At 64.7% G+C, this 22,520-nt stretch carries 23 protein-coding genes; 8 read left to right on the top strand and 15 right to left on the bottom strand.

Annotated features, from left to right (window positions below; all coding sequences use genetic code 11):
- Window positions 1–7 precede the first annotated feature (7 nt).
- The 10 genes from AC05QJ_RS10250 to AC05QJ_RS10205 form a co-directional block, all read right to left on the bottom strand.
- Window positions 8–745: a FadR/GntR family transcriptional regulator gene (locus AC05QJ_RS10250; RefSeq protein WP_476746745.1), complete on the bottom strand. Its 738-nt coding sequence runs from the start codon at window positions 743–745 to the stop codon at window positions 8–10.
- Window positions 746–919: 174 nt separating this feature from the next.
- Complete coding sequence (locus AC05QJ_RS10245) at window positions 920–2,719, bottom strand: glycosyl hydrolase family 28 protein (RefSeq protein ID WP_476746744.1); 1,800 nt, start codon at window positions 2,717–2,719, stop codon at window positions 920–922.
- 39 nt (window positions 2,720–2,758) lie between these two features.
- Window positions 2,759–3,127 carry a 5-carboxymethyl-2-hydroxymuconate Delta-isomerase gene (locus AC05QJ_RS10240; RefSeq protein WP_476746743.1) on the bottom strand — a complete coding sequence of 123 codons (369 nt, stop codon included), beginning with the start codon at window positions 3,125–3,127 and terminating at the stop codon, window positions 2,759–2,761.
- A 24-nt stretch (window positions 3,128–3,151) separates the two neighbouring features.
- Window positions 3,152–3,928 carry an ABC transporter ATP-binding protein gene (locus tag AC05QJ_RS10235; RefSeq protein ID WP_476746742.1) on the bottom strand — a complete coding sequence of 259 codons (777 nt, stop codon included), beginning with the start codon at window positions 3,926–3,928 and terminating at the stop codon, window positions 3,152–3,154.
- Between the two features lie 10 nt (window positions 3,929–3,938).
- Window positions 3,939–4,778 (bottom strand): ABC transporter ATP-binding protein, encoded by an 840-nt coding sequence (locus AC05QJ_RS10230; protein WP_476746741.1) that lies wholly within the window; start codon window positions 4,776–4,778, stop codon window positions 3,939–3,941.
- A 12-nt stretch (window positions 4,779–4,790) separates the two neighbouring features.
- On the bottom strand, window positions 4,791–5,702 hold the full coding sequence (locus AC05QJ_RS10225) for an ABC transporter permease (RefSeq protein ID WP_476746740.1): 912 nt from the start codon (window positions 5,700–5,702) through the stop codon (window positions 4,791–4,793).
- Window positions 5,703–5,735: 33 nt separating this feature from the next.
- Entirely contained in the window at window positions 5,736–7,349 is a 1,614-nt protein-coding gene (locus AC05QJ_RS10220; protein ID WP_476746739.1) for an ABC transporter substrate-binding protein, read from the bottom strand.
- 43 nt (window positions 7,350–7,392) lie between these two features.
- On the bottom strand, window positions 7,393–8,430 hold the full coding sequence (locus tag AC05QJ_RS10215) for an ABC transporter permease (protein ID WP_476746738.1): 1,038 nt from the start codon (window positions 8,428–8,430) through the stop codon (window positions 7,393–7,395).
- Window positions 8,431–8,490: 60 nt separating this feature from the next.
- On the bottom strand, window positions 8,491–10,101 hold the full coding sequence (locus AC05QJ_RS10210) for an ABC transporter substrate-binding protein (protein ID WP_476746737.1): 1,611 nt from the start codon (window positions 10,099–10,101) through the stop codon (window positions 8,491–8,493).
- 71 nt (window positions 10,102–10,172) lie between these two features.
- A complete protein-coding gene (locus tag AC05QJ_RS10205; RefSeq protein ID WP_476746736.1) occupies window positions 10,173–11,327 on the bottom strand; it encodes a mandelate racemase family protein in 1,155 nt (384 codons plus the stop codon).
- A 360-nt stretch (window positions 11,328–11,687) separates the two neighbouring features.
- Between AC05QJ_RS10205 and AC05QJ_RS10200 the strand changes: the two genes are divergently transcribed.
- From AC05QJ_RS10200 to AC05QJ_RS10185, 4 genes are read left to right on the top strand one after another with little or no spacing between them, the layout of a single operon-like run.
- Window positions 11,688–12,416 carry an oligogalacturonate-specific porin KdgM family protein gene (locus AC05QJ_RS10200; RefSeq protein WP_476746735.1) on the top strand — a complete coding sequence of 243 codons (729 nt, stop codon included), beginning with the start codon at window positions 11,688–11,690 and terminating at the stop codon, window positions 12,414–12,416.
- A gap of 52 nt (window positions 12,417–12,468) precedes the next feature.
- The gene (locus AC05QJ_RS10195; protein WP_476746734.1) at window positions 12,469–13,278 is read left to right on the top strand and encodes an NAD-dependent epimerase/dehydratase family protein; all 810 of its coding nucleotides are present in this window, start codon (window positions 12,469–12,471) and stop codon (window positions 13,276–13,278) included.
- A 12-nt stretch (window positions 13,279–13,290) separates the two neighbouring features.
- Complete coding sequence (locus AC05QJ_RS10190) at window positions 13,291–14,166, top strand: SMP-30/gluconolactonase/LRE family protein (protein ID WP_476746733.1); 876 nt, start codon at window positions 13,291–13,293, stop codon at window positions 14,164–14,166.
- Entirely contained in the window at window positions 14,159–15,022 is an 864-nt protein-coding gene (locus AC05QJ_RS10185; RefSeq protein ID WP_476746732.1) for an aldose 1-epimerase, read from the top strand. Before AC05QJ_RS10190 ends, AC05QJ_RS10185 begins: the two co-directional genes overlap by 8 nt.
- Before the next feature lie 185 nt (window positions 15,023–15,207).
- Here the strand turns inward: AC05QJ_RS10185 and AC05QJ_RS10180 are convergent, their stop codons facing one another.
- Window positions 15,208–15,957 (bottom strand): FadR/GntR family transcriptional regulator, encoded by a 750-nt coding sequence (locus tag AC05QJ_RS10180; RefSeq protein ID WP_476746731.1) that lies wholly within the window; start codon window positions 15,955–15,957, stop codon window positions 15,208–15,210.
- Window positions 15,958–16,027: 70 nt separating this feature from the next.
- Entirely contained in the window at window positions 16,028–16,741 is a 714-nt protein-coding gene (locus AC05QJ_RS10175) for a TraX family protein (protein ID WP_476746730.1), read from the bottom strand.
- Between the two features lie 70 nt (window positions 16,742–16,811).
- On the opposite strand from AC05QJ_RS10175, the gene AC05QJ_RS10170 reads away from it, so the two are divergent.
- Window positions 16,812–17,606, top strand: coding sequence for a PA3715 family protein (locus AC05QJ_RS10170; protein ID WP_476746729.1), 795 nt, complete (start codon window positions 16,812–16,814; stop codon window positions 17,604–17,606).
- A gap of 13 nt (window positions 17,607–17,619) precedes the next feature.
- On the opposite strand, the gene AC05QJ_RS10165 is transcribed toward AC05QJ_RS10170, so the two are convergent.
- Window positions 17,620–18,474 carry an AraC family transcriptional regulator gene (locus AC05QJ_RS10165; protein ID WP_476746728.1) on the bottom strand — a complete coding sequence of 285 codons (855 nt, stop codon included), beginning with the start codon at window positions 18,472–18,474 and terminating at the stop codon, window positions 17,620–17,622.
- A gap of 84 nt (window positions 18,475–18,558) precedes the next feature.
- Here AC05QJ_RS10165 and AC05QJ_RS10160 point away from each other — a divergent pair, with 84 nt between their 5' ends.
- The 3 genes from AC05QJ_RS10160 (at window position 18,559) to AC05QJ_RS10150 (ending at window position 21,435) form a co-directional block, all read left to right on the top strand.
- Window positions 18,559–19,185, top strand: coding sequence for a glutathione S-transferase family protein (locus tag AC05QJ_RS10160; RefSeq protein WP_476746727.1), 627 nt, complete (start codon window positions 18,559–18,561; stop codon window positions 19,183–19,185).
- 36 nt (window positions 19,186–19,221) lie between these two features.
- Window positions 19,222–20,133, top strand: coding sequence for a DMT family transporter (locus AC05QJ_RS10155; protein ID WP_476746726.1), 912 nt, complete (start codon window positions 19,222–19,224; stop codon window positions 20,131–20,133).
- 114 nt (window positions 20,134–20,247) lie between these two features.
- Entirely contained in the window at window positions 20,248–21,435 is a 1,188-nt protein-coding gene (locus AC05QJ_RS10150; RefSeq protein ID WP_476746725.1) for an MFS transporter, read from the top strand.
- Window positions 21,436–21,445: 10 nt separating this feature from the next.
- On the opposite strand, the gene AC05QJ_RS10145 is transcribed toward AC05QJ_RS10150, so the two are convergent.
- Both AC05QJ_RS10145 and AC05QJ_RS10140 read right to left on the bottom strand, forming a co-directional pair.
- On the bottom strand, window positions 21,446–21,907 hold the full coding sequence (locus AC05QJ_RS10145) for a hypothetical protein (RefSeq protein WP_476746724.1): 462 nt from the start codon (window positions 21,905–21,907) through the stop codon (window positions 21,446–21,448).
- Between the two features lie 15 nt (window positions 21,908–21,922).
- Window positions 21,923–22,501 (bottom strand): TerD family protein, encoded by a 579-nt coding sequence (locus AC05QJ_RS10140; protein WP_476746723.1) that lies wholly within the window; start codon window positions 22,499–22,501, stop codon window positions 21,923–21,925.
- Window positions 22,502–22,520: the final 19 nt, after the last annotated feature.

The raw sequence follows: 22,520 nt of genomic DNA, 5'->3' as shown, positions 1-22,520 counted from the left end.
CTCTCCATCACGCCCCCTGCGCCTGCGCCTCTTCATGCGCCCGCCGCAGCCGCTCGCGGCTGTTGGTCAGGTGCAGCCGCATCGCCGCCCGCGCGCCTTCCGAATCCTGCCGGGCAATCGCTTCGAAGATCGCTTCATGCTCATGGCTCAACCGGCTCAGGTACTGCGATTGCTCGTCATGGGCCAGGCTCGCCGAGTTCAGCCGCGTGCGCGGAATGATCCGCGTGCCCAGATGAGTGAGGATATCGGTGAAGTAGCGGTTGCCGGTGGCCTCGGCGATCTGCAGATGGAACTGGAAATCCGCGCCCACCGCATCACTGGACTGCGCCGCACTGGCGGCAATCGCGTCCAGGGCATCGCGCATGCGCTGCAATTGCTGGTCATTGCGCCTGCCCGCCGCCAGCCCGGCCGACTCGGTCTCGAGGCTGATCCGCAGCTCCAGCACCGCCAGCACTTCCCGCAGGGTGACGATGGTCGCCGGGTCGATGCGAAAACCGCTGGGGCTCGGGGTGTCGAGGACGAAGGTGCCGATGCCGTGACGGGTTTCCACCTGACCGGCCGCCTGCAGGCGGGAAATGGCCTCGCGCACCACGGTGCGGCTGACGCCCTGCTGCTCCATGATTTCCGATTCGGTGGGCAACTTGTCGCCACGCTTGAGCTGGCCCTGGCGAATGCGCTCGTTGAGCACCAGCACCAGTTCCTCGGCCAGGTTGCGACGCTTGCGCGCGCGAGGAGGAGTTTGCATAGAAATGAGTGATCTCGAAGAATCCATGAACGGCATCATAGCCCATGAGGTTGTACGATAACAGGCATTACAAGGGTTGCTGGCCTGCCAAAAGGTCGCACAGGACGGACAAAACCAATAAAAACGGCCGTGGGACGTTAATCCCACGGCCTTGCTGGTGTGACAACCGCCGCCTCAGCGAGGTTCAGGTGCCGGTTTCACATCGCTGAATTCCAGCCCTTCGGCCTTGCCCAGTTGCCAGGGATTGCCCTCGCCGTGGCCGCTGAAGCTCACCCCGTCGAAACGCGAGTCCTTGAGCCCGTCGATCTTCGCCAGGGCCGGCCCGCTGAAACGCACCCGCTCGAAACTCAGCCCTTCGTGCCAGGCATTCAGGTTACCGTCGCCCTTGACCTCGATGGCTGCGGCGCCGGCATTCTCCACCGTCACATCACTGACCCGGACATCGCGGAACTGCCCCGGCACGGTCGAGCGGCGGTAGTCGAGCTTGGCGTTGGGGTCGTTGTAGTCGAGGGTGAAGATGAAGCCCTGCTTGACGCTGTTGCGGATCGCCGAATCGCGGAACACCACGTTGCGCGCGCCACCGCCCATGAAGTTGGTGCTCTTCATGCGCAGGCCGACATCGGTGCCGTCGGAGACGTTGTCTTCGGCGAGGATGTTCTGGATCCAGGCGCCGGTATGGCTGCCGGCAACCACCATGCCGTGACCGCGACGGAAGTAGTTGTTGAAGATCCAGGCATCTTCCTGAGGCTTCTGCTTCACCGCGTCGGCGCCCGTGCCGGCGGCGAAGTTGACGCAGTCGTCGCCGGTGTCGAAGAAATTGTTGAAGACCATCGCGCCACGGCTGTTGGCGAACTCGATGCCGTCGCCGTTGTTGGCGTCGTAGGTCAGGTGCCGGGTGTTGGCCAGCACCACGTTCTCGGTCTCGAGGTTCATGATGCCGTGGGACGCCGGGTTACGTACGGTGAAGCCGCCGTAGAACACGTTGGTCACGTTGCGCAGGGTGATCAGCGACGAGCGCATCTGCCCGTAGGCGTCCTTCACCGGCATGCCGCGGGCCACCGCCTGTTCTACCTGGGCCTTGGCAAGGATACCGTCGCTCATGTAGCGGGTGTTGTCGCTAGCCTGGTAGTACGGCAGTGGCAGGCCGCGTTCGTCGAGGGTGTCGGCCTGGCGCTTCCAGCCGTTGCCGTCGAGGGTGCCTTTGCCGGTGATGCGGATGTTCTCGAACGCCTGGTGCTGATTCGGGTCGCGGGGCAGCGCGTTCAGTAGCGACGCCGGACGCACGGTGCTGGAGTACGGGTACTGGATGTAGCCGGCCAGCGGATAATCCTCGGCCCGCTCGGAGCCGAGCAGGGTCGCGCCCTCCGCCAGCTCCAGGGTCATGTTGCTCTTGAGGTACAGCGCACCGCTTTTCCAGGTACCCGCCGGCAGCACCACCTTGCAGCCCTTCGTGCAGGCGTCGATGGCCCGTTGCAGGGCCTGAGTGTCGAGGCTCTGGCCATCACCTTTGGCGCCGTAGTCGCGCACATCGAAGATCGCCGGCAGTGGCGTGGTGCGCTGCACCAGGACCGGACTGTCCGCCGACTCCTTGCCGTCGACATCCACGGCGCGCACGGTGAAGCGGTACTCGCTGTCGGGGGCAAGGTTTTCGGCGGTGAAGCTGTGGATGCCGATGCGGTGATGGAAGCCCGCCGTGTCCTGCTCGTAGAAGCGGTCGATGTAGGGCTTGGCCGGCGACACCCGGTCGTTGTTGGCATTGGCGCTGCCCAGCAGCTTGCCGTTGGCGTAGACGTGGTAGTCGGCGATGTCGCGATGCTCGGCCGGCTTTTCCCAGACCAGGATGATCTGGTGCTCGTCGTAGGCCAAGGTCGGCACTTGCAGCTTGCCCGGCGGTTGCAGGGCCCAGGCGGGCAGCGACGCGGCAAGGGCAACCAGGGCGGCGAGCGAGCGTTTCAGAGGGTGATGGCTTGGCATGTTCTTGTCCTTGTAGTTGCCAGAGGGTGACGCGCCGTTTCAGGCCGGCGCGGCCACCTGTTGCAGATACTGGCGCCGGTTGACGAAGGTCTCCCGGCGCATTTCCTGTACATCCACCGACAGCGCCGCCACCTCGGGCAGCAGCGCCACCAGCACGCCGACACAGGCCGAGGCCAGGGCGCGGCGCTGGCTTTCGTCACGCCCATGGAGCAGGTACAGGGTGACGTGAACGAAATCGTCGCGGCCCTCGCCGCAGCGGTAGTGCGCATGGGCGTTGAGCCGCAGCTTGATGTCGCCGGGAGCGAACAGCCCGTCGGCATCCAGGGCGTCGTGCAGGCTGTCCAGCAGGCGCTGCTCGCCGACCCGCAGGGCCACGCCCTGCGAGCAATCGATCTGACAATGAGGCATGGCGTTTCCTTGAAAGGCGCTGGCTCAGCCGGCCAGCGCGCGCGGGGTGTCCTGACTGAAATCGCGACTGGCCTGGACCAGCATGCGGGTGTATTCGTGGCTGGCCTTGTCCTGGCTGAGGGCCTGGCTGTCGAGGCGCTCGACGATGCGCCCTTGCTGCATCACCGCGACCTTGTCGCACAGGTGACTGACCACGCCGAGGTCGTGGGTGACCATCAGGTAGGTGAGCTTCTCGCGCTGGCGCAGGTCGGCCAGCAGGTTGAGGATCTCGGCCTGCACCGAGACGTCCAGCGCCGAGGTCGGCTCGTCCAGCAGCAGCACCCGCGGCTCGAGGATCAGCGCCCGGGCAATCGCCACGCGCTGACGCTGGCCACCGGACAACTGGTGCGGATAGCGGTAGCGGAAGCTGTCGTTGAGACCGACCTTGAGCAGGATGTCGTTGATGCGGTCATCGCGATCGCCAATCCCATGGATCACCAGCGGCTCGCGCAGTGCCGAGTCGATGGTGTGGCGCGGGTGCAGCGAGCCGTAGGGGTCCTGGAAGACCATCTGCACCAGGCGGTAGTGCTCCTTGGGAATCTTGTGCTGCAGCGGCACGCCGGCAATGCTCAGCTCGCCGCTCCAGTGCCGGTACTGTCCGGCCAGGCAGCGCAGCACGGTGGTCTTGCCCGAGCCGGACTCGCCCACCAGGCCGAAGGATTCGCCATCGGCGACGCTCAGCTCGACGTCGTGCAGCACCTGGTTGAGGCTCGGGCCGCTGCCGAAACTGAGGTTCAGCGCGTGTGCTTGGATCATGGACATGACGGGTTCCTCAGCAGGTCAGCCAGCGGGGGTCGCGTTGCAGCACGGGCAGCCGCTCGCGGCGGTTGTCCATGCTCGGCAGCGCTGCCAGCAGGCCACGGGTATAGGGGTGTTCGGCACGGTGCAGGTCGCTGGCGGCGAGGGACTCCACCACCCTTCCGGCGTACATCACCAGCACCCGGTCGCAGTAGTTGCGCACCAGGTTGAGGTCGTGGCTGACGAAGATCAGCCCCAGTTCCTGCTGCTCGACCAGTTCTTCCAGCACGCTGAGCACCTGCTGGCGCACCGAGACGTCGAGGGCCGAGGTCGGCTCGTCGGCGATCAGCACGTCGGGCCGGGTGATGACCATCATGGCGATCATGATGCGCTGGCCCATGCCGCCGGAGACTTCGTGCGGGTACAGGTTGTAGACCCGCTGCGGATCGCGGATATGCACCTTCTCGAGCATTTCCAGGACCCGCTCGCGGGCTTCGGCGCGGCTGGCCTTGTGGTGCGCCAGATACGCCTCGGCGATCTGCTCGCCGACCTTCACCACCGGGTTCAGCGAGTATTTCGGGTCCTGCATGATCATCGACATGCGGTGGCCGCGGATTTTCTGCATGGCCTTCTCGCTGGCGGTCAGCAGGTCGAGGTCACCGAACTGCAAGGCGCGCGCGGTGATTTTCGCGCTGGCCGGGTGCAGCTTGAGCAGGCTGCGCCCCACCGTCGACTTGCCCGAGCCGGACTCGCCGACGATGGCCAGTTTTTCCCGCCCGAGGGTGAACGACACATCGCGCACCGCGTGGGTTTCTTTCTTGCCGTTGACGAAGCGGACATCCAGCCCGTCAACCTTGAGTTTGATATCGGACATAGCGGCCTCCGGTTATTCGCTGCGCGGATCGAGGATGTCCCGCAGGCCATCGCCCAGCAGGTTGAACGCCAGGCTCACCAGCATGATCGCCGCGCCCGGTACCGCTACCAGCCACCAGCATTCGAGCATGTAGCGACGGCCGGTGGAGATCATCGCGCCCCACTCCGGCAGCGGCGCCTGGGCCCCCAGGCCGAGGAAGCCCAGGGCAGCGGCGGTAAGGATGATGCCGGCCATGTTCATGGTCAGGCGGATGATCACCGACGACAGGCACATCGGCACGATGTGCTTGAGGATGATGCGGCTGGCCGAGGCGCCTTGCAGTTGCACGGCGACGACGAAGTCGGCCTTGCGCAGCGACAGGGTCTCGGCCCGTGCCAGACGGGCGATCGGCGGCCAGGACGTCAGGGCGATGGCCACCACCGCGTGCTCCAGGCCAGGGCCGAGGGCGGCGATGAAGGCCAGCGCCAGGACCAGGCTGGGGAACGAGATGAAGATGTCGGTCAGGCGCATGAACACCGTGTCCACCACGCCGCCGAAGTAGCCGGAAACGGTGCCGATGAACAGGCCGATGGGGCCGACGATGATGGTCACCAGGGCGATGATGTAGAGGGTGATGCGGGCGCCGTAGACCAGCCGGCTGAAGATGTCGCGGCCATACTCGTCGGTGCCGAACCAGTGCGCGGCACTCGGTGCCTGCAGGGCGTTGGCGAGGTTCTGCACCACCGGGTCATGGGTCGCGATCCATGGTGCGAAGGCAGCAACCACCACCAGCACCAGCGCCACCACCAGGCCGATCAGGGTCATGGGGTTGCGCAGCAGCAGGCGCAGGACCCGCAGGCTGCTCCGGTACAGCGCGTCGAGGCTGGAACCGGGGCTGCCCGGCTGCGCCTTGAGGGTTTCGGAAGAAGACATGTTGGCAATCATCGGCATGTTCTCGGTTGAAGGACGGGGCGCCACTCAGCGCTGCTTGTAGACGCCCAGGTAACGGGTGGCTTCGGCGTCGTCGCCGCTGAAGCCCTTGACCTCGGCATTGCTGACCACGGTGTCGGTCATCTGCGAAATCATCATGATCGGCCCCACTTCGCGGTCGTACAGCGACTGCGCCTGGTGGTACAGCGCCACGCGCTTGCCGGCGTCACGCTCGACCCCGGCCTGGTCGATCAGGCCGTTCAGTTGCGGGTTGAAGAACGAGGCGCGCCAGCCCTGGAAGTTGGGCAGACCGGCGTCGTCGCGGTTGTCGGGGTTGTAGGCGAAGGTGCGCAGGCTGAAGTACGGGTGCGGGTAACGCTCGGCACCGCGGGCGACGATGATCTCGAAGTTGCGCGCACGCATGGCGCCGTACACCTGGTTGCCGGTGCCGCTGACGATGCTGGCCTTGATCCCGCCTTCGGCCAGGGTTGCCTGCAGGCGCGCGGCGATGTCGGTGAACGGCGGCTCGGACAGGGTGCGGATGGTGGTGGTGAAGCCTTGCGGATATCCGGCTTCGGCGAGCAGCGCCTTGGCCTTCGCCACGTCCATTTTGTAGCCGGGATCCGGCAGGCGCGCCGCCAGGCCCAGTTGCATCGGCTGCTGGTTGAGCTTGCCGTAGTACGGCATCACCTGGCGGTCGAGGCCTTGGTAGTCGATCAGGTTGCGTACCGCCTCGCGCACTTTCGGGTCGGCGAACTGCGGCTGCTTCATGCTCAGGGCGACGTAGTACATGGTGCCGCGCTGCAGTGATTGCACTTGCAGCTTGTCGCTGCCGTCGATGGCCTTGATGTCGGGTGCGGCCATGCCATAAGCCAGGTCCAGGTCGCCACGTTCGAGCATCAGGCGCAGCGACTGCGATTCGGTCATGTGCCGCACCACCACGCGCTTGAGCTTGGCCGGGCCGCCCCAGTAACCGTCGAAACGGGTCATCAGCAGCGAGTCGTTGGCGTTCCAGCGGGTCAGGGTGAAGGGGCCGCTGCCGGCTTCGTTGGTGACCAGCCAGGCGGCGCCGAGGTCGCCGTCCTTTTCGTGCTTGAGCACCGTCTGGCGATCCACCACCACGGCGCTGGGCGAGGTGGCCAGGGAGTCGATCAGCAGCAGCGGATCGGTGGGCTGCGGCAGATCGATGACCAGGGTCTGGGCATCGGTGGCACGGATCAGCGACTGGATGTTGTCGACGCTGTAGCCGTAAGCCTTCCAGGTGGTGGCCAGGCCATAGTTGAGCTTCATCACCCGGTACAGCGAGAACGCCACGTCTTCGGCCGTGAGCGGGTTGCCGGAGTGGAACCTGACGTCGTCGCGCAGGGTAAAGGTGATCTGCTTGCCGTCTTCGCTGACCTTCCAGCTCGACGCCAGTTGCGGCAGGTGCTGCTCGGGGTTGCCGTTGTCGCGCTTGACCAGGGTGTCGTAGAGGTTGGCATTGACCCCGGAAGCGTCCAGGCCAGGGGCGTTGGCCGGGTCGATGGAGAACAGGTTGACCAGGCTCATGCCGACGATCAACTGGTCGGCCGGGGTCTTGCCGGCGTGCGCAGCGGCCACAGGGCCGAGGGCAAGGATGGCGCCGAGCAGGCTCAGGCGCAGGGCGGGCAGCAGGTTGTTCATGGGGGCGTCCTTCTTCTTGTAGTTGTTCAAAGGCAACGAAGTGTCAGCGGGTGCGCGGGTCGAAGACCTTGTACAAGGCGTCACTGATCAGGTTCAGGGCGACGAAGATCAGGCCGATGATCAGCACGCAGCCCATCACTGCGTTCATGTCGCCGAGCATCAGGCTGCTGGTCAGGTACTGGCCGAAACCGGGCCAGGCGAACACCGTCTCGATCAGCACCGCGCCTTCGAGCAGCGAGCCGTAGGCCAGCGCCACCACGGTGAGCAGTTGCACGAGGATGTTGCGGAAGGCGTGGTTCCACACCACCTGGCGCCGCGACAGGCCCTTGACCCGGGCGGTGATGATGTATTCCTGGGAGAGCTGTTCGAGCATGAAGCTGCGGGTCATGCGGCTGATGTAGGCCACCGAGTTGAGGCCGAGGATCAGCGCCGGCAGGACGATATGGCGCAGGGCGCTGCTGAAGGCGTCCCAGTCGCCGGCGATGGCGCTGTCGATCAGCAGCAGGCCGGTGGTTTCCGGCACCAGGCCGTCATAGGCAAGGTCGATGCGCCCTGCCCCGCCGGCCCAGCCGAGCATGGCGTAGAACACCAGCAGGCCCATCATGCCCAGCCAGAAGATCGGCGTTGAATAACCGAACAGGGTGATCATCCGCGCCACATGGTCGCCCCAGCGGCCCTGGTTGCTGGCGGCGAACACGCCCAGCGGCAGGCCGATGACGATGCCGAAGAGGATCGCCAGGGTGGCCAGTTCGATGGTGGCCGGGAACACCCGCTTGATGTCGTCCAGCACCGGGTGGCCGGTCAGCAGGGCATTGCCGAAATCACCGTGCAGCAGGTCGTTGAGGTACAGCCCGAACTGGGTCCAGATCGGTTTGTCCAGGCCCATCGAACGGTACACCTGTTCGTAGGTCGAGCTGTCGGCGTCCGGGCCGACCACCGCCAGTACGGGGTCCAGCGGCATTACCCGGCCGATGAAGAAAGTCATGGCCAGCAGGCCCAGCAAGGTCACCAGGACCGTGCCGGAGCGGCGGGCAGTACCGGACACGCGGGTGCCCAGCACGGAGGCAGTGGAAACGAACATAACAGGCTCCAGAAGAGTGATCGCCAGGGCGGATGGCGCGGGCCTCGCGGCCCGGCCGGCTCAGCGCGCCTTGTAGACGTCTTTGTATCGGGTGGTGGCGGCGGTATGACCCTGGTAGTTCTGTACGTCGTGGTACAGCACCACGGTGTCGGTCATCTGCGACACCGGCAGGATCGCCCCCACCTGCTCGTCCAGACGCTGCTGGATCTGCTGGTACTGAGCCAACTGCTTGCCATGATCCGGCTCGACCTCGGCGGTCTCGATCAGGCTGTTCAGCTCGGGACTGAAGAACGAGGTGCGCCAGCCCTGGAAATTGCTCAGGCGAGCTTCGTCGCGGTTGTCGGGGTTGTAGACCAGGGTACGCAGGCTGGAGTGGGGATGGCGTTCGGCACCGCCACCGCCACGCCCGACCAGGATGTCGAAGCTACGCTCGCGCATGGCGCCGTAGATCTGGTTGCCGGTGCCGGTGACGATGCTCGCCTGGATGCCGGCCTGGGCCAGGGTGGCCTGCAGGCTGGAAGCGATATTGATGAACGGCGGTTCGGTGAGCACGCGGATGGTGGTCTTGAAGCCGTTGGGATAGCCGGCCTCGGCCAGCAGTTTCTTCGCCTCGGCGACGTTCAGGGTGTAGCCCGGATCATCCAGGCGCGCTTCCAGGCCCAGCGGCAACGGGCGCTGGTTGAGCTGACCGTAGTGCGGCATCACGGTCTGGTTGATGCCCTGGTAGTCGATCAGCGAGCGCACCGCCTTGCGTACGCGAGCATCCTCGAACGGCTTGGACTTCACGCTCAGGGCCACGTAGTAGAGGGTGCCACGCTGCACGGTCTGGGTACGGACCTTGTCGTCGTGCGACAGCGCCTCGATGTCCGGCGCAGCCATGCCCTTGGCCAGGTCGAGGTCGCCGCGGGCGACCATCAGGCGCAGCGACTGCGACTCGGTCATATTGCGCATGACGATGCGCTTGAGCTTGGCCGGGCCACCCCAGTAGCCGTCGAAGCGGGTCATCAGGATCACGTCGTTGGCGCGCCAGTCGTTGAGCACGAACGGGCCACTGCCAGCAGCGTGGGTGGTCAGCCAGGCGGCGCCCATGTCGCCGTTCTTCTCGTGCTTGAGCACGGTCTGGCGATCGAGGATGAAGGCGCTTGGCGAAGTGGCGAGGGTGTTGAGGACGAGCTGCGGGTCGGTGGGCCGCTGCAGTTCGACGATAAAGGTGTCCGGGCCTTCGGCGCGCAGGCTGCGCTCGGCGTTTTCGGCGCTGAAGCCGTAGGCTTTCCAGGTCGAGGCCAGGGCCAGGTTGAGCTTGAGTACGCGCTGCAGCGACCAGGCGACATCCTCGGCGCTCAGCGGGTTGCCGGACTGGAACTTGACGCCCTGGCGCAGCTTGAAGGTCAGGGTGCGGCGGTCATCGCTGACCTGCCAGCTTTCGGCCAGGGCCGGGACCAGTTGGTCGGGATTCCTGACATCCTGCACCAGCAGCATGTCGTAGAGGTTGGCGTTGATCTCCGAGACGTCCAGGCCGGTGGCAGCAGCCGGATCGAGGGACAGCAGGTTGATCATGCTCATGCCGACGATCAGTTGGTCGGCGGGGGTTTTCGCGTGCACGGCGGTGATGGGCGCCAGCGTCAGCGACGCAGCGAACAGCCCGGCGAACAGGAGTGGGAATCGACGCATGTGAGAAGACCTTTGTTGTAGTTATTCGCATCTCGGACGGCACGGCGCCAGGGCCGTGCCGCGGGCACAGGTCAGTACCGTTCCAGGGTGTGGGTCTCGATGTAGTCGAAGTTGATGTCCTCACCCAGGCCAGGCAGGTCGGAGAGGTGGACGAAGCCGTCGTTGTCCATCGGATCGACCAGACGGTTGAGGTAGGCAGGCACCTCGTCGTAGTCGAGGAACGGGTGCAGCAGGCCGCGCTCGTACCAGGTGCAGTTCTTGATCGCACCGACCACCGCCAGGTTGGCCGCGCCGTTGCCGTGGACTTCGCAATCCATGCCGAACGACTCGGCCAGGTGCGCCACCTTCAGGCAGGCGCCGATACCACCGACCCCGGCCACACCGGCACGGAGAATGTCGCAGACATCGTTTTTCACCCAGCTGGCGCGGCTCATGTATTTGCCGGCCAGGGTTTCCGGACCGAGCACCGGGATGTCCAGGTTGGCCGCAAGCCAGGCATAGGACTCGGCGGACTCTTCCATCATCGGCTCTTCGAACCAGGCGAAGTTGAGCTTCTCCAGTTCACGGCCGATGTACAGCGCGTCGGTGCGGTTGTACCAGTGGTAGCCGTCGAGCATCAGGGCGATATCCGGACCGACCGCCTCACGCACGGCGGCGCAGGCCTTGACGTCGATGCGCGGGCTTGGCGCAAAGGATACCGGCGGCATCCAGGTGTGCAGCTTGATCGCCTTGTAGCCGCGCTTGACCAGGGTCTCGGCGAAGCGGCCGTAGTCTTCCGGAGTCGCCAGACCACCTTCCAGTTCGTCACCGCACATGGTCGAACCATAGGCCGGGACCTTGTCGCGGAAACCGCCGGCCAGCTTGTGCACCGGGATGTTCAGCTTGCGGCCAGCCCAGTCCCACAGCGCCTGCTCGACCAGGGCCAGGGAACGATCGGTGAGCTGGCTGGCGCTGCCGCGCTGCCAGTGGGCCAGGTCTTGCCAGAGGCGCTCGCGGTCGAAGGCGTTCTGGCCAACCAGCACCTTGCGCACGAAACCATCGAGCAGATAAGGACGCAGCAATTCCGGTGCGCCGAAGGCGTAACCCTCGGTGCCATCTTCGGTGCGGATACGCAGCAGGGCCATGCGGGCCTGGGTGACTTCACCGGGATGGGCATGGCCGGCGCTGTCTACGGAGCGACGGGTGGGGTAGGAAAAAACCTGCACATTGACCGCTGTAATTCTCATGGACGTCGTATGCCTTTGTTCTTGGAATTGTGTCTGGAGGTACGTTGTGAGGTCGATCATACGTCATCGTATAACAATTGCAACCCCTCAATGTCGTACCACATATCCCGCCTCCAAACCCGCCAATTCCATGGCAAAACCTGGCTGAAACGCCATTCTCCCGCCTGTAAAGAAAGTAAATTTCCTTCTATTTCAATGCGTTGAAAAAAACATACGACCTTGGTGTTGGCGGCCATAGACAGTGGTCTTTGTTGTACGATAACGTATATTGCAACAACCACAGAGGATGCCCGCCCCAGTCACCGTCCTACGCACTGCCAAACATCGCCCCTACCCAACAAAAACAAAAAAGTAGATCGCATGAAAACCACCCACAGCTTGCTTATCGCGTTGACCACCCTTGCCCTGTCGATCAACGCCCATGCCGACTCCGCCAACATCAACTATCGCCACCAGTACACCGATGACGACCGCCAGCACGCGGACCGCGTCAAGCTCGGCTACCGGATGGACAGCGGCCTGGGGTTCGAAGCCGAGATCAAGTACCGCACCGCCGGTGACCGCAAGGATGTTGCCTACGACAACATCATCAACAATGGTCACGAACTGACGGTCAGCTACAACTACAAGCTCAGCCCGCAATCGACGCTGACCCCTGCCTTCCAGATGGACAGCTCGAAAGACAGCACCACCTACAAGTTCGGCCTCAAGTACAGCTACAAGATCGACGACCAGTGGTACGTCGCCACGCGCTATCGCTACGACGCCAAGCGCCTGGACCGCGACCAGATCAACCGCAACATGGATGACCGCGCCAAGGACAACCAGAACACCAACCGTTTCGAGGGCTGGCTGGGCTACACGCCGACCGGCAGCAAGCTGGCCTACGAGTACCAGTTCATCTGGTTCCAGACCGACTACATCCGCTTCGATAACAAGAAGAGCGACTACGAGCAGAACCTCATCGTCAAATACAAGCTGACCAAGCAGTGGCAGCCGTTCATGGAAATCGGTGACATCAAGGTCAACTCCACCACCGACGACCGTCAGGCCCGCTGGCGCCTGGGCATCCAGTACAACTTCATGTAAGCCGGGGCCGCGTTGGCGGCCTCCCCTCTTTCCTGCCCCTTCGAGGAACCCCATGACAGCGAGCAAACCCTTCAAGCGCATCCTGCTCACCGGCGCCGCCGGCGGCCTGGGCCAGGTGCTGCGCCAGAGCCTGCAACGCCAGGCCGAGACCGTTCGCCTCTCCGATATCAGCAGCATGGCCATTGCCGACGGCCTTCACGAGGAAGTGCGCCCATGCGACCTGGCTGACAAGGCCGGTGTGCTGGCCCTGGTCGAGGGTGTCGATGCCGTCGTCCACCTGGGCGGCGTGTCGGTGGAGCGACCGTTCGAGGAGATCCTCGAGGCCAACATCCGCGGCACCTTCCACCTCTATGAAGCAGCGCGCATCCACGGCGTGCGCCGGGTGGTGTTCGCCAGTTCCAACCATGTCACCGGTTTCCATTCGCCCCAGGACCGCCTCGACAGCCGCTCCGAGCGCCGTCCGGACGGTTACTACGGGCTGTCCAAGTCCTACGGCGAAGACCTGGCAACCTTCTACTTCCACCGCTACGGCATCGAGACCGTCAGCCTGCGCATCGGCTCGTCGTTCCCCGAACCACGCAACCCGCGAATGCTCAGCACCTGGCTGAGCTACTCGGACCTGGAGCACCTGGTGGAACGCGCCCTGCTCAGCGAAGACGTCGGCCACACCGTGGTCTACGGCGTGTCGGCCAACCGTGATACCTGGTGGGACAACCGCTACGCCGCGCACCTGGACTTCGTGCCGAAAGACAGCTCCGAGCGCTTCCGCGAGAAACTCGAAGCCCAGCCCAAGCCCGCCGCCGACTCGCCGGAAGCCCGCTACCAGGGCGGCGCCTTTACCGCCGCCGGCCCGTTCGAGTGAGGGAGCACACACATGACTGCTGAACTGATTGTCGACGCCCGCAACGGCGTCGGTGAAAGCCCGGTGTGGGTCGCCAGCGAACAGGCGCTGTACTGGGTGGATATCCCCACCGGCAGCCTGCAACGCTGGGCCCTCGACGGCAGCGTACACAGCTGGCGTGGCGACGAAATGCTCGGCTGCGTCGCGCCCATGGCGGGTGGCAGTTGGCTGGCGGCGCGGGAAAGCGGACTGTTCCGCCTGCGTGCCGACGGGCAGCGCCTGGCCGGCGAGTCGGTCGCCGAAGCGCGTCATGCCCGCAGCGGCATGCGCTTCAACGACGGTCGCTGCGACCGCCAGGGCCGCTTCTGGGCGGGCACGATGCAGATGAACATGGGCAGCGAAGCGGTGGGCAAGCTCTACCGCTATACCACTGGCGATGGCCTGAGCGAATGCCTGGACGGCCTGATCGTGCCCAACGGCCTGGCCTTCAGTCCCGACGGCAAGACCATGTACCTGTCCGACTCCCACCCAAGCGTGCAACTGATCTGGGCCTTCGACTACGACACCGCCAGCGGTACGCCGAGCAACCGCCGGGTATTCGTCGACATGAACCAGCACCCCGGTCGCCCGGACGGCGCCGCAGTGGATGCCGAAGGCTGCTACTGGACCTGCGCCAATGACGCCGGCCTGGTACTGCGCTTCACCCCCGAGGGCAAGCTGGACCGCAGCCTGCCGCTGCCGGTGAAGAAGCCGGCAATGTGTGCCTTCGGCGGTCCGAGACTGGACACCCTGTTCGTCACCTCGATTCGTCCGCAGGGCGTCGATCTCGAGGACCAGCCGCTGGCCGGTGGCCTGTTCGCGTTGAATGTCGGCGTGAAAGGCCTGGAAGAGCCGATGTTCCATGGCTGACAGTGAACTGCTGGTTCTGGAAGACCATCTGACCCGCCTGCTGCTGGCGCCCGGCCTGGGCGGCAGCCTGGTGGACTGGCGGCGCCGCGCCGACGGCCAGCCGCTGCTGCGCCCGGGCAATCTCCAGGCGCGGCCGCTGACGGCACGGCAGCAGGCCTGCTTCCCACTGGTGCCTTGGTCCAACCGCATCGCCGGCGGCGGCTTCGAAGGGCCGCAAGGCTGGTTCGAACTGCCGGCCAACACCACCGACTCGCCGCTGGCGGTCCATGGCAGCGCCTGGCAACAGCCCTGGCAGATCCTCGGCCAGAGCAGCGACAGCGTGCTGCTGCGCCTCGACAGCCTGCAGCCCTTCGCCTACCGCGCCGAACAGCGCATCCACCTCGCAGACGGTTGCCTTACCCTGGAACTGAAGGTCACCCACCTGGACAGCCGGCCACTGTGGCACGGCCTTGGCCTGCATCCGTTCTTTCCGCGGACCGCAGCGACCCGGGTGACGGCGCGGGCGGATGGGGTATGGCTGAGTGACGGACAGCAGTTATCCACAGAGCACCATGCGTTGCCGGGTCAATGGGATCTTGGCAAGGGCGCGCAACTGCCGCCGGACAAGGTGGATCACTGCTTCACCGGCTGGGACGGCCATTGCCGGATCGAACAGCCCGACGCCGGCTACCGGCTCGACTGCCACGCCGAGGGCTTCGATCACTACCTGCTGTACTGTCCGCCGGGGCAGCCGTTCTTCTGCTTCGAGCCGGTGAGCCATCCGGTCAACGCCCACCACCTGCCGGGACGACCGGGGCTGGTGCTGCTGCAGCCGGGCGAATCCATCAGCGGGCGCTGGCGCATGGTTTACTCCTGAGGAAACCAGCGCTATCCAGCTGTGGATGGCTTCATTGCCTGGCACGGACCTTGTAGGAGCGGCTTTAGCCGCGAACGACGGCAAAGCCGTCGCAAAACCTCAGCCTCCGATCAGACTGATACACCCCGGATACCGGGTTTGTGGCCGCTACGCGCCCAATCGCGGCTGAAGCCGCTCCTACCTTGTCAACCCTGGCCCTGGGCCTTCTCGTAAGCCTGGCGCAAGTGCTCGCGGCTGTTGCCCAAGTGCAGGCGCATCGCCGCTCGGGCCGCCTCCGGGTCCTGGCTGGCGATGGCGCTGTAGATCTGCTCGTGCTCGCGCTCCAGCCGCTCCAGGTACTGCTGCTGGTCACCGGTACGGGCGTAGGTCTGGGTGCTGAGGCGCGTACGCGGAATCACCTTGGTCCCCAGGTAGCCGAGGATATCGGTGAAGTAGCGGTTGCCGGTAGCCTCGGCGATCTGCAGATGGAAAGCGAAGTCGGCGGCCGCCGAATCGCTGCGGTTGCGCATCAGGCCATTGAGGGTATCGAGGGACTCGCGCAGGCTGGCCAGTTGCTCGTCGGTACGACGACGGGCCGCCAGGGAGGCCGACTCCACTTCCAGGCTGATGCGGAACTCCATCACCGCCAGCACATCGGCCAGGGTCATGACCGTATCGCTCGCCTCGCTGAACAGCCCCGGACTCGGCGCCTCCAGCACGAAGGTACCAATGCCGTGGCGGGTTTCCACCTGGCCGGCGGCCTGCAGTCGGGAGATCGCCTCGCGCACCACGGTCCGGCTGACGCCGAACTGCTCCATGACCTGCGCTTCGGTGGGCAATTTCTCGCCGGGCTTGAGCAGGCCGTCGCGGATCTGCCCGGTGAGGGCGGCCACCAGCTCTTCAGCCAGGCTGCGGCGCTTGCGCAGGGGTTGCGGGGAGGTGCTGTTGTTATTCATGGGGTGCACGGTTAATGGCAACGAGGGGGTGCATCATAGCCAAGGGAAATGCGACCGGTCATCCCCGCGGTCAACTAATTACGCTCACCAGCTTGATCGCCGCCAGGTGCAGCGGGTAGAAACCGTAGCCCCAACGGCCCACGGGGCGCACCGCCCACGGCACTCGTGCCGGCAACAACACCAGCCCCAGCGGCGCGGCAACGAAGGCCGTCGCCAGTACCACCACGGCGATCGGCTGCGAGGCGTTGTGCAGGATCCAGCCGTTGGTGAGGTTGCCGGCCATCGCCAGCAGACCCGCCAGCCACCCGTAACCCGGCCGCTGCAGCGCCAGCAGGAAGGCCGCAGGCAGCAACACGCCCGGCAAACCGTACATCAGCCACTGACTGCCGAGCGCCGCCGCCAGTAGCGCGGCCAACGCCAGTCCAACAGCAGCGCGCCCGCGATGATGCACACCCCAGGCCACCACCAGCCCGAGCGTCAGGGTCGGCATCACGTTGAGGGTGACCGAACCGTTGTCCAGCCAGCGATAGGGCAGCTCCGAGGCCAGGGAAAACGCCAGGCACCAGCCGAGATAACGGCCATTGCCGGGGCTGAACAACACACCGGGCACAGACCGCGCGACGTTGGCGGCGATCGCCAGGCAGAAAAACGGAAAGGCCAGGCGCCCGACCACGAACAGCCAGTGCTGGTCCGGCCAGAGATAACGCAGGTGGTCGCCGACCATGGTGACGATCGCCAGCCACTTCAACAGGTCCAGGGAAGCCGAGCGGTCGGGGCGGGCCAATGGATGCTCCTTCGCAGAGGGCGGCAGGCCTTGTAGCATACGCGACCTTTCACCTCGATCGAGAACCGACATGGACCGTCCCTCCCGCCTTCTGCTGACCCTGACGCTGTGCCTGCCATCATTGGCCGGCGCCATGGAGCGGGAGCCACAGGCCTGCCCGCAGCCACTCCTCGACTCGCTCGCTACGCAACTGGTACAGCAGAACTGGATCCCGCCCACCTATGACAACGACGGCCCGCTGCTCGCAGCGGCCTGCAAGCAATGGCCGGATGACCCGGCGCTGTCGGTGGTCGCAGTCGCCTACCGTGACGCCGACGACCATCAGCCACCCGGCGAGCGTAGCCCGCACCTGCTGGTGGCCAAGGTCGATACGCGCACCGGCCTGCTGCGCGAGCGGTTCGACCAGGCACTGAGCGAAGATGCCGAACTGACAGTCGGCCCCAATAGCCTGTGGCTGGACACCGCCCGCTATCGCCTCACGCCCGGCGTACGCGCCTTCGGCGTGGTCGTGACCAGCGCCGCCCGCGGAGCCAGTTGCCCGGATGCCGGCTACGAAGGCTTGCTGACGCTTGTAGTGCCGGAGGGCGAGCACTTGCGTCCGGTGTTCACCACCTACCTGAGCACCTGGACCACCGTCAAAGGCGTCAGTTGCAGCGAAGGCTTTGAAAGTGAGCAGGCCAGCCTGACCATAGCCATCGGTCCTCAGCGCTCCCAGGGATACGCCGACCTGATCGTCAGTGCCCAGGTGCGCAGCGACTACGACAAACCGGTATCACGCACCGTCAGCCAGACGCTGCATTACGACGGCAACCGCTACCCGTTCGACGAATACCCGACCTTCTGGCACAGCAAGCCGCAGCCCTGAGCACGCGCCCGACTCACCTGGCGACGCGCAACACCCCGTCGCGAAAGGCCTTGGGCGTTACCCCGACGATCTTCTTGAAGGCGCGGGCCATGTGACTCTGGTCGAAAAAACCGCAGGCCAGCGACGCCTGCGCCAGGTCCATTCCGCCGCGCAGCAGCGCCTGGACCCGCGCCACCCGGCGCTGGATCTGGTAGCTGTGGGGCGCCACGCCGACCTCGCGCTTGAACACGCGGATCAGGTACAGCGGGTCCATCTCCACTTCCCGTCCCAGACTTTCCAGAGACAGGTTCTGCTCCAGTTCGTCGTCCAGCCGCTGGCGTATCCGCCGCACCGCCTCACGCTCGGCGCGGCCCTGGGCCGTCGGCGCCAGGCCATGGCGCCGGAACAGTCCGGCCAGGGCCTCCACCAGCACGGTTTCGCGCTCAAGCGGCATGGCCGAACCGGCGATGGTCTGGTGAGCCGAAACCAGCGCAGCCGCGAGCGCCGGATCGTTGGCCATGGGCTGGCGGAACAGATGTACATGGTCCGGCCCGCCCTTGTGCAGCACAACCTCGCTCAACCACTTCGGCTCGACGTAGAGCATGCGATAGACCCAGCCGCCATCATCCACCGGCACGCCGTCATGGATCTCGCCGGGGCTGAGAGTGACCACGGTGCCGGCGCCGCCAAGGTGATTGGCGCCTCGGTAGTAGAGCTTTTCGTGGCCCTGGGTAATCACCCCCAGCGCGTAGCGGTCATGGGAGTGACGACCGAAATGCTGGTTGCTGTAGCGGGCGCTGAGCAGCTCGCAGCGACCTTCGGGAATGCGCTGGAAGCGGGAAAAATCCTTGGCCGCATCGGCAGCGTGGTCGTGGGAGCTGTCGTTCATGAAGCAGTCCAGTTTCATACAATCGTTGTACGAAACAACTTGTTAGGTTTGATTTCCATTCAAGCTAACAGGCGCTTCCCTTCCATGGCAATCAAGCTGGCAATCGGTGATTTCAACAAGTCCTCCTGGTCGTTTCGTGCGTGGCTGATACTGACCGCCGCCGGGATCGACGTCGATCTCGAACAGGTTCTGCTGGAGCAGGACGACACCCGCGCCAGGATTCTCGAGCTGTCGCCGTCGGGCAAAGTCCCGGCGCTGATCGACCGCGACCTGGTGATCAACGACAGCCTGGCGATCGCCGAATATGTCGCCGACCTGCACCCCGAGGCCAATCTCTGGCCCGAAGACTTCGACCTGCGGGCCCTCGCCCGGGCCGCCAGCGCGGAAATGCATGCGGGCTTCGTCAGCCTGCGCACGCAACTGTCGTTTGGCCTGAACACCGGCGACAGTGCCCCGCCGCTGCTCGACGCGACCTACGACGACATCAGCCGGATCTTCCAGATCTGGGAGGACCTGCGTGCCCGCAGCGGGCGCGGTACTTATCTGTGCGGCGAACACTTCGGCATCGTCGATGCCATGTACGTGCCGGTGATCTTCCGCCTGCGCCGCTTCGGCATTCCGTTGCCGGCGCCGCTGCAGGTCTACGCCGAGGCCATCCTCGCCTACCCGCCGGTACGCCGCTGGCTGACCCTGGCTGAAAGCCGCCCCTGATCGAACCGCACGACGATTACCTTTCGAGTCACTGACATGCACAACCAACGCGCCCTGCTTGAATTGACCCTTGGCGGCCTGATGCTCAGCCTCTCCGCGCTGGCGGTCACCTTCGCCGACATCGGCGCCGGCGGTGCCGGTTTCTATCGGATGCTGTTCGCTTCCGCGCTGTTCTACCTCAGCCTGAAGTGGCGCAAAGTCCCGATGCGCCTGCCGAGCCGCAAAGCCACCGTGCTCACCGCACTGGCCGGAGTGTTCCTTGCCATCGACCTGATTCTCTGGCACCACAGCATCTATATCGTCGGTCCGGGCATCGGTTCGATCCTGACCAACTGCCAGGTGTTCTTCATGACCTTGCTCGGCCTCTACCTGCTGAAGGAAAAGCCATCGCTGAACTTCGTCATCGCCATCCTCCTGGCGTTTGCCGGCCTGTACTTGCTGCTGGCCCCGGAAATGACCAGCAGCCTCGGCACCAAAGGCGTGATCTTCGGCATCGCCTCGGGCCTGGCCTACGCCATTTGCGTGTATTACCTGAAGGCCGCCAGCAACCTGCCGGAGGGTGGCGGCGACAAGATCGCGCAAATGCTCAACCTGAGCCTGTGGTCTGGACTGGTGATGCTGGGCTACGCCGTGCTGCGTGGCGAAAGCCTGGCCATCGGCGATGGCCAGACCCTGCTGATGCTGGTGATCTATGGGGTGATGGTGCAGTTCGTGGGCTGGCTGATGGTCAACCGTTCCATCGGTTTCATCAGCCTGGGCCTGGCCGGGCTGATCCTGCTGCTGGAGCCGGTGATCACGTACTTCGTCGATGTGGTGTTTCTGGACAAGCCCAGCTCTGCGGTGCAGATCGGTGGCGCGCTGCTGACGGTGGTGGCGGTGTACATCGGTTCGCTGAAACCGCCGAAGAGAGTCAAGGTAGCGGGAACCCGCAAGGTCGGCGAGGCTTGAAGGCCGCTGGAACGTCGAGTCTGGGGAACGTCGAATGCCTGCCGGCCCTCGACGATCCACCCCCGATTGTCTAGGATCGGGGCTTTAACGTTTCAGCGTATTTCAAGGAATTGCATGTCTGTTCAGGAAACACCCCCACCGGTCGCCTCTAGAAGCACTGTCGCCAAAATGGAAGCCGCCATGGCGCTGGGAAGCTTCGCCATCGGCACCGGCGAGTTCGCCATCATGGGGCTGATGCCCGATATCGCCAGTAACCTGAAGCTCAGCGAGCCCGAGGTCGGCCATGCCATCAGTGCCTATGCGCTGGGCGTCGTGGTGGGGGCGCCAGCGCTGGCCATTCTCGGCTCCAGGCTGCTGCGCAAACACATGCTGCTGTTGCTGATGGCCCTCTATGCCATCGGCAACCTGGCCACTGCTTTCGCGCCGTCGTTCGCCGGACTGGTCGCCTTCCGCTTCATCAGCGGCCTGCCCCACGGTGCCTATTTCGGCATCGCTGCGGTAGTGGCGTCGAGCATGGTCCCGAGCAACCAGCGCGCCGGTGCCGTGGCCCGGGTGATGATGGGCCTAACCGTCGCCATGCTGCTGGGCAACCCCATCGCTACGTGGCTGGGTCAATTCTTCGGCTGGCGCTCGGCGTTCATTCTGGTGGGGGCGATTGCGCTCTGCACCATCGCCCTGGTCTGGTACTTCGTCCCGCAACCCCGTAACGAAGCCCGCAGCGACCCGCGCAAGGAACTCCAGGCCTTCCGTCTGCCGCAAGTGTGGATGGCCCTGGGCATCGCCTCCATCGGCTTCGCCGGCATGTTCTGCGTATTCAGCTACCTCGCCCCGACCCTGCTGGAAGTGACCCGCGTGTCGCCGCAGTGGATTCCATTCGGCCTGGCAGCCTTCGGTGTGGGTGGAATCATCGGCAACATTGCCGGCGGAAAACTGTTCGACCGCCTGGGCTTCCGGGCTGTGGGCCTGGTGTTGCTGTGGTCCGTCGCTGTGTTGCTGTTCTTCACCGTCGCGGCACAGTCGCTGTGGTCGATCCTGCTGGGTATCGGCCTGGTCGGCACCATGATCGCCCTGGCTGCACCGCTGCAGATCCGCTTGATGGATATCGCCCACGAGGCGCCGAGTCTGGCGGCCGCCTCGAACCACGCGGCGTTCAACCTGGCGAACGCGCTGGGGCCATGGCTGGGAGGAATGGCGATCACCGCCGGAATGGGATGGACCAGCACCGGCTACATCGGCGCAGTGACGGCACTGGTGGGGCTGGGGATCTACGCGGCGGCCCGCCGCATGAACGGCGGGCACTGAGCGGCGCGCTCTATTTTCTGGAGGCCTGCCTGCGTTGCTGCTCGTGGCGAATGCAGCCATCGTAGTAGGTCTTCTTCACTGATGCCGGCTGCAGCCGGCTTCGGCTGGCATAGGTCTGCTCAGTGATCCCCAGGGCCATCTTCGGCATCCAGGGCTCGCGATACTTGCGCACTTTGAGATTCTCACGAACACGCCACAGGCTCGTCCCGGAAAGCTTGGACTGTTGCGCCGACCGGGCGACTTCCGCACCCCAGCGGCACATTTCAACCTGCTTCCTGTCGAGGCTCTTCGCATGCACTGAACTCATCGCAGACAGCAGCACCAGAGCTGCCAAACCCATATGTATGCATCGCATCGAGAACCTGCTCTCCTTCCTGAAAGCTGAAAATGCTATGCGAAAACAAGGGGTTGGGAGGGCCAGTAATTGGCCTGCATGGGTGACGTGAAAAGCCCCGGCAAAACCGGGGCTCATCGTTGTTACCGCCGTTCAGCCAATGCTCACGCCATGAGCTTCGGCCAAGGGCTTCAAGCCACCCGCAAAACCTTGGCCGATCGCCTTGAACTTGAATTCGTCGTTGTGGCGATAGAGCTCACCGAAGATCATTGCGGTCTCGGTAGAGGCATCTTCCGACAGGTCATAGCGCGCAATTTCCTTGCCATCGGCCTTGTCGAGCACCCGGATGTAAGCGTTGGCCACCTGTCCGAAGGACTGCTTGCGGTTTTCGGCATCGTGGATGGTGACGGCGAAAACCAGCTTTTTCACATCCGCTGCCAAGCCATTCAGCTTGACGACCACCTGTTCGTCATCACCTTCACCCTGCCCCGAACGGTTGTCGCCCTGATGCTCGACAGTGCCATCGGCGGACGTCTTGTTGTTGTAGAAGATGAAGCTGCCGTCGTTCAAAACCTTCCCCGTATCGCCGGTAATGAACACCGATGCGTCGAGGTCGAATTCGACGCCGTCCGTGACACGCGGGTCCCACCCCAGGCCAACGACCACTTCGGACAGACCCGGTGCCTCTTTCGACAGAGAGACGTTACCGCCTTTGGACAAACTTACCGCCATGATGTGTTTCCTTGTTCAG

The organism is Pseudomonas sp. TUM25319 (assembly GCF_056388475.1).
Note: the sequence above shows the minus strand (reverse complement) of the source record. Positions and strands in the feature narration are given on the sequence as shown.

What these genes read in the sequence shown, in the direction of transcription:
- AC05QJ_RS10150 (WP_476746725.1), top strand. Translation starts at nt 20,248, where the DNA reads ATGTCTGTTCAGGAAACACCCCCACCGGTCGCCTCTAGAAGCACTGTC.
- AC05QJ_RS10170 (WP_476746729.1), top strand. Translation starts at nt 16,812, where the DNA reads ATGGACCGTCCCTCCCGCCTTCTGCTGACCCTGACGCTGTGCCTGCCA.
- AC05QJ_RS10235 (WP_476746742.1), bottom strand. Translation starts at nt 3,928, where the DNA reads ATGTCCATGATCCAAGCACACGCGCTGAACCTCAGTTTCGGCAGCGGC.
- AC05QJ_RS10220 (WP_476746739.1), bottom strand. Translation starts at nt 7,349, where the DNA reads ATGAACAACCTGCTGCCCGCCCTGCGCCTGAGCCTGCTCGGCGCCATC.
- AC05QJ_RS10205 (WP_476746736.1), bottom strand. Translation starts at nt 11,327, where the DNA reads ATGAGAATTACAGCGGTCAATGTGCAGGTTTTTTCCTACCCCACCCGT.
- AC05QJ_RS10245 (WP_476746744.1), bottom strand. Translation starts at nt 2,719, where the DNA reads ATGCCAAGCCATCACCCTCTGAAACGCTCGCTCGCCGCCCTGGTTGCC.
- AC05QJ_RS10225 (WP_476746740.1), bottom strand. Translation starts at nt 5,702, where the DNA reads ATGATTGCCAACATGTCTTCTTCCGAAACCCTCAAGGCGCAGCCGGGC.
- AC05QJ_RS10195 (WP_476746734.1), top strand. Translation starts at nt 12,469, where the DNA reads ATGACAGCGAGCAAACCCTTCAAGCGCATCCTGCTCACCGGCGCCGCC.
- AC05QJ_RS10165 (WP_476746728.1), bottom strand. Translation starts at nt 18,474, where the DNA reads ATGAACGACAGCTCCCACGACCACGCTGCCGATGCGGCCAAGGATTTT.
- AC05QJ_RS10200 (WP_476746735.1), top strand. Translation starts at nt 11,688, where the DNA reads ATGAAAACCACCCACAGCTTGCTTATCGCGTTGACCACCCTTGCCCTG.
- AC05QJ_RS10185 (WP_476746732.1), top strand. Translation starts at nt 14,159, where the DNA reads ATGGCTGACAGTGAACTGCTGGTTCTGGAAGACCATCTGACCCGCCTG.
- AC05QJ_RS10145 (WP_476746724.1), bottom strand. Translation starts at nt 21,907, where the DNA reads ATGAGCCCCGGTTTTGCCGGGGCTTTTCACGTCACCCATGCAGGCCAA.
- AC05QJ_RS10215 (WP_476746738.1), bottom strand. Translation starts at nt 8,430, where the DNA reads ATGTTCGTTTCCACTGCCTCCGTGCTGGGCACCCGCGTGTCCGGTACT.
- AC05QJ_RS10160 (WP_476746727.1), top strand. Translation starts at nt 18,559, where the DNA reads ATGGCAATCAAGCTGGCAATCGGTGATTTCAACAAGTCCTCCTGGTCG.
- AC05QJ_RS10190 (WP_476746733.1), top strand. Translation starts at nt 13,291, where the DNA reads ATGACTGCTGAACTGATTGTCGACGCCCGCAACGGCGTCGGTGAAAGC.
- AC05QJ_RS10210 (WP_476746737.1), bottom strand. Translation starts at nt 10,101, where the DNA reads ATGCGTCGATTCCCACTCCTGTTCGCCGGGCTGTTCGCTGCGTCGCTG.
- AC05QJ_RS10155 (WP_476746726.1), top strand. Translation starts at nt 19,222, where the DNA reads ATGCACAACCAACGCGCCCTGCTTGAATTGACCCTTGGCGGCCTGATG.
- AC05QJ_RS10140 (WP_476746723.1), bottom strand. Translation starts at nt 22,501, where the DNA reads ATGGCGGTAAGTTTGTCCAAAGGCGGTAACGTCTCTCTGTCGAAAGAG.
- AC05QJ_RS10230 (WP_476746741.1), bottom strand. Translation starts at nt 4,778, where the DNA reads ATGTCCGATATCAAACTCAAGGTTGACGGGCTGGATGTCCGCTTCGTC.
- AC05QJ_RS10180 (WP_476746731.1), bottom strand. Translation starts at nt 15,957, where the DNA reads ATGAATAACAACAGCACCTCCCCGCAACCCCTGCGCAAGCGCCGCAGC.
- AC05QJ_RS10240 (WP_476746743.1), bottom strand. Translation starts at nt 3,127, where the DNA reads ATGCCTCATTGTCAGATCGATTGCTCGCAGGGCGTGGCCCTGCGGGTC.
- AC05QJ_RS10250 (WP_476746745.1), bottom strand. Translation starts at nt 745, where the DNA reads ATGCAAACTCCTCCTCGCGCGCGCAAGCGTCGCAACCTGGCCGAGGAA.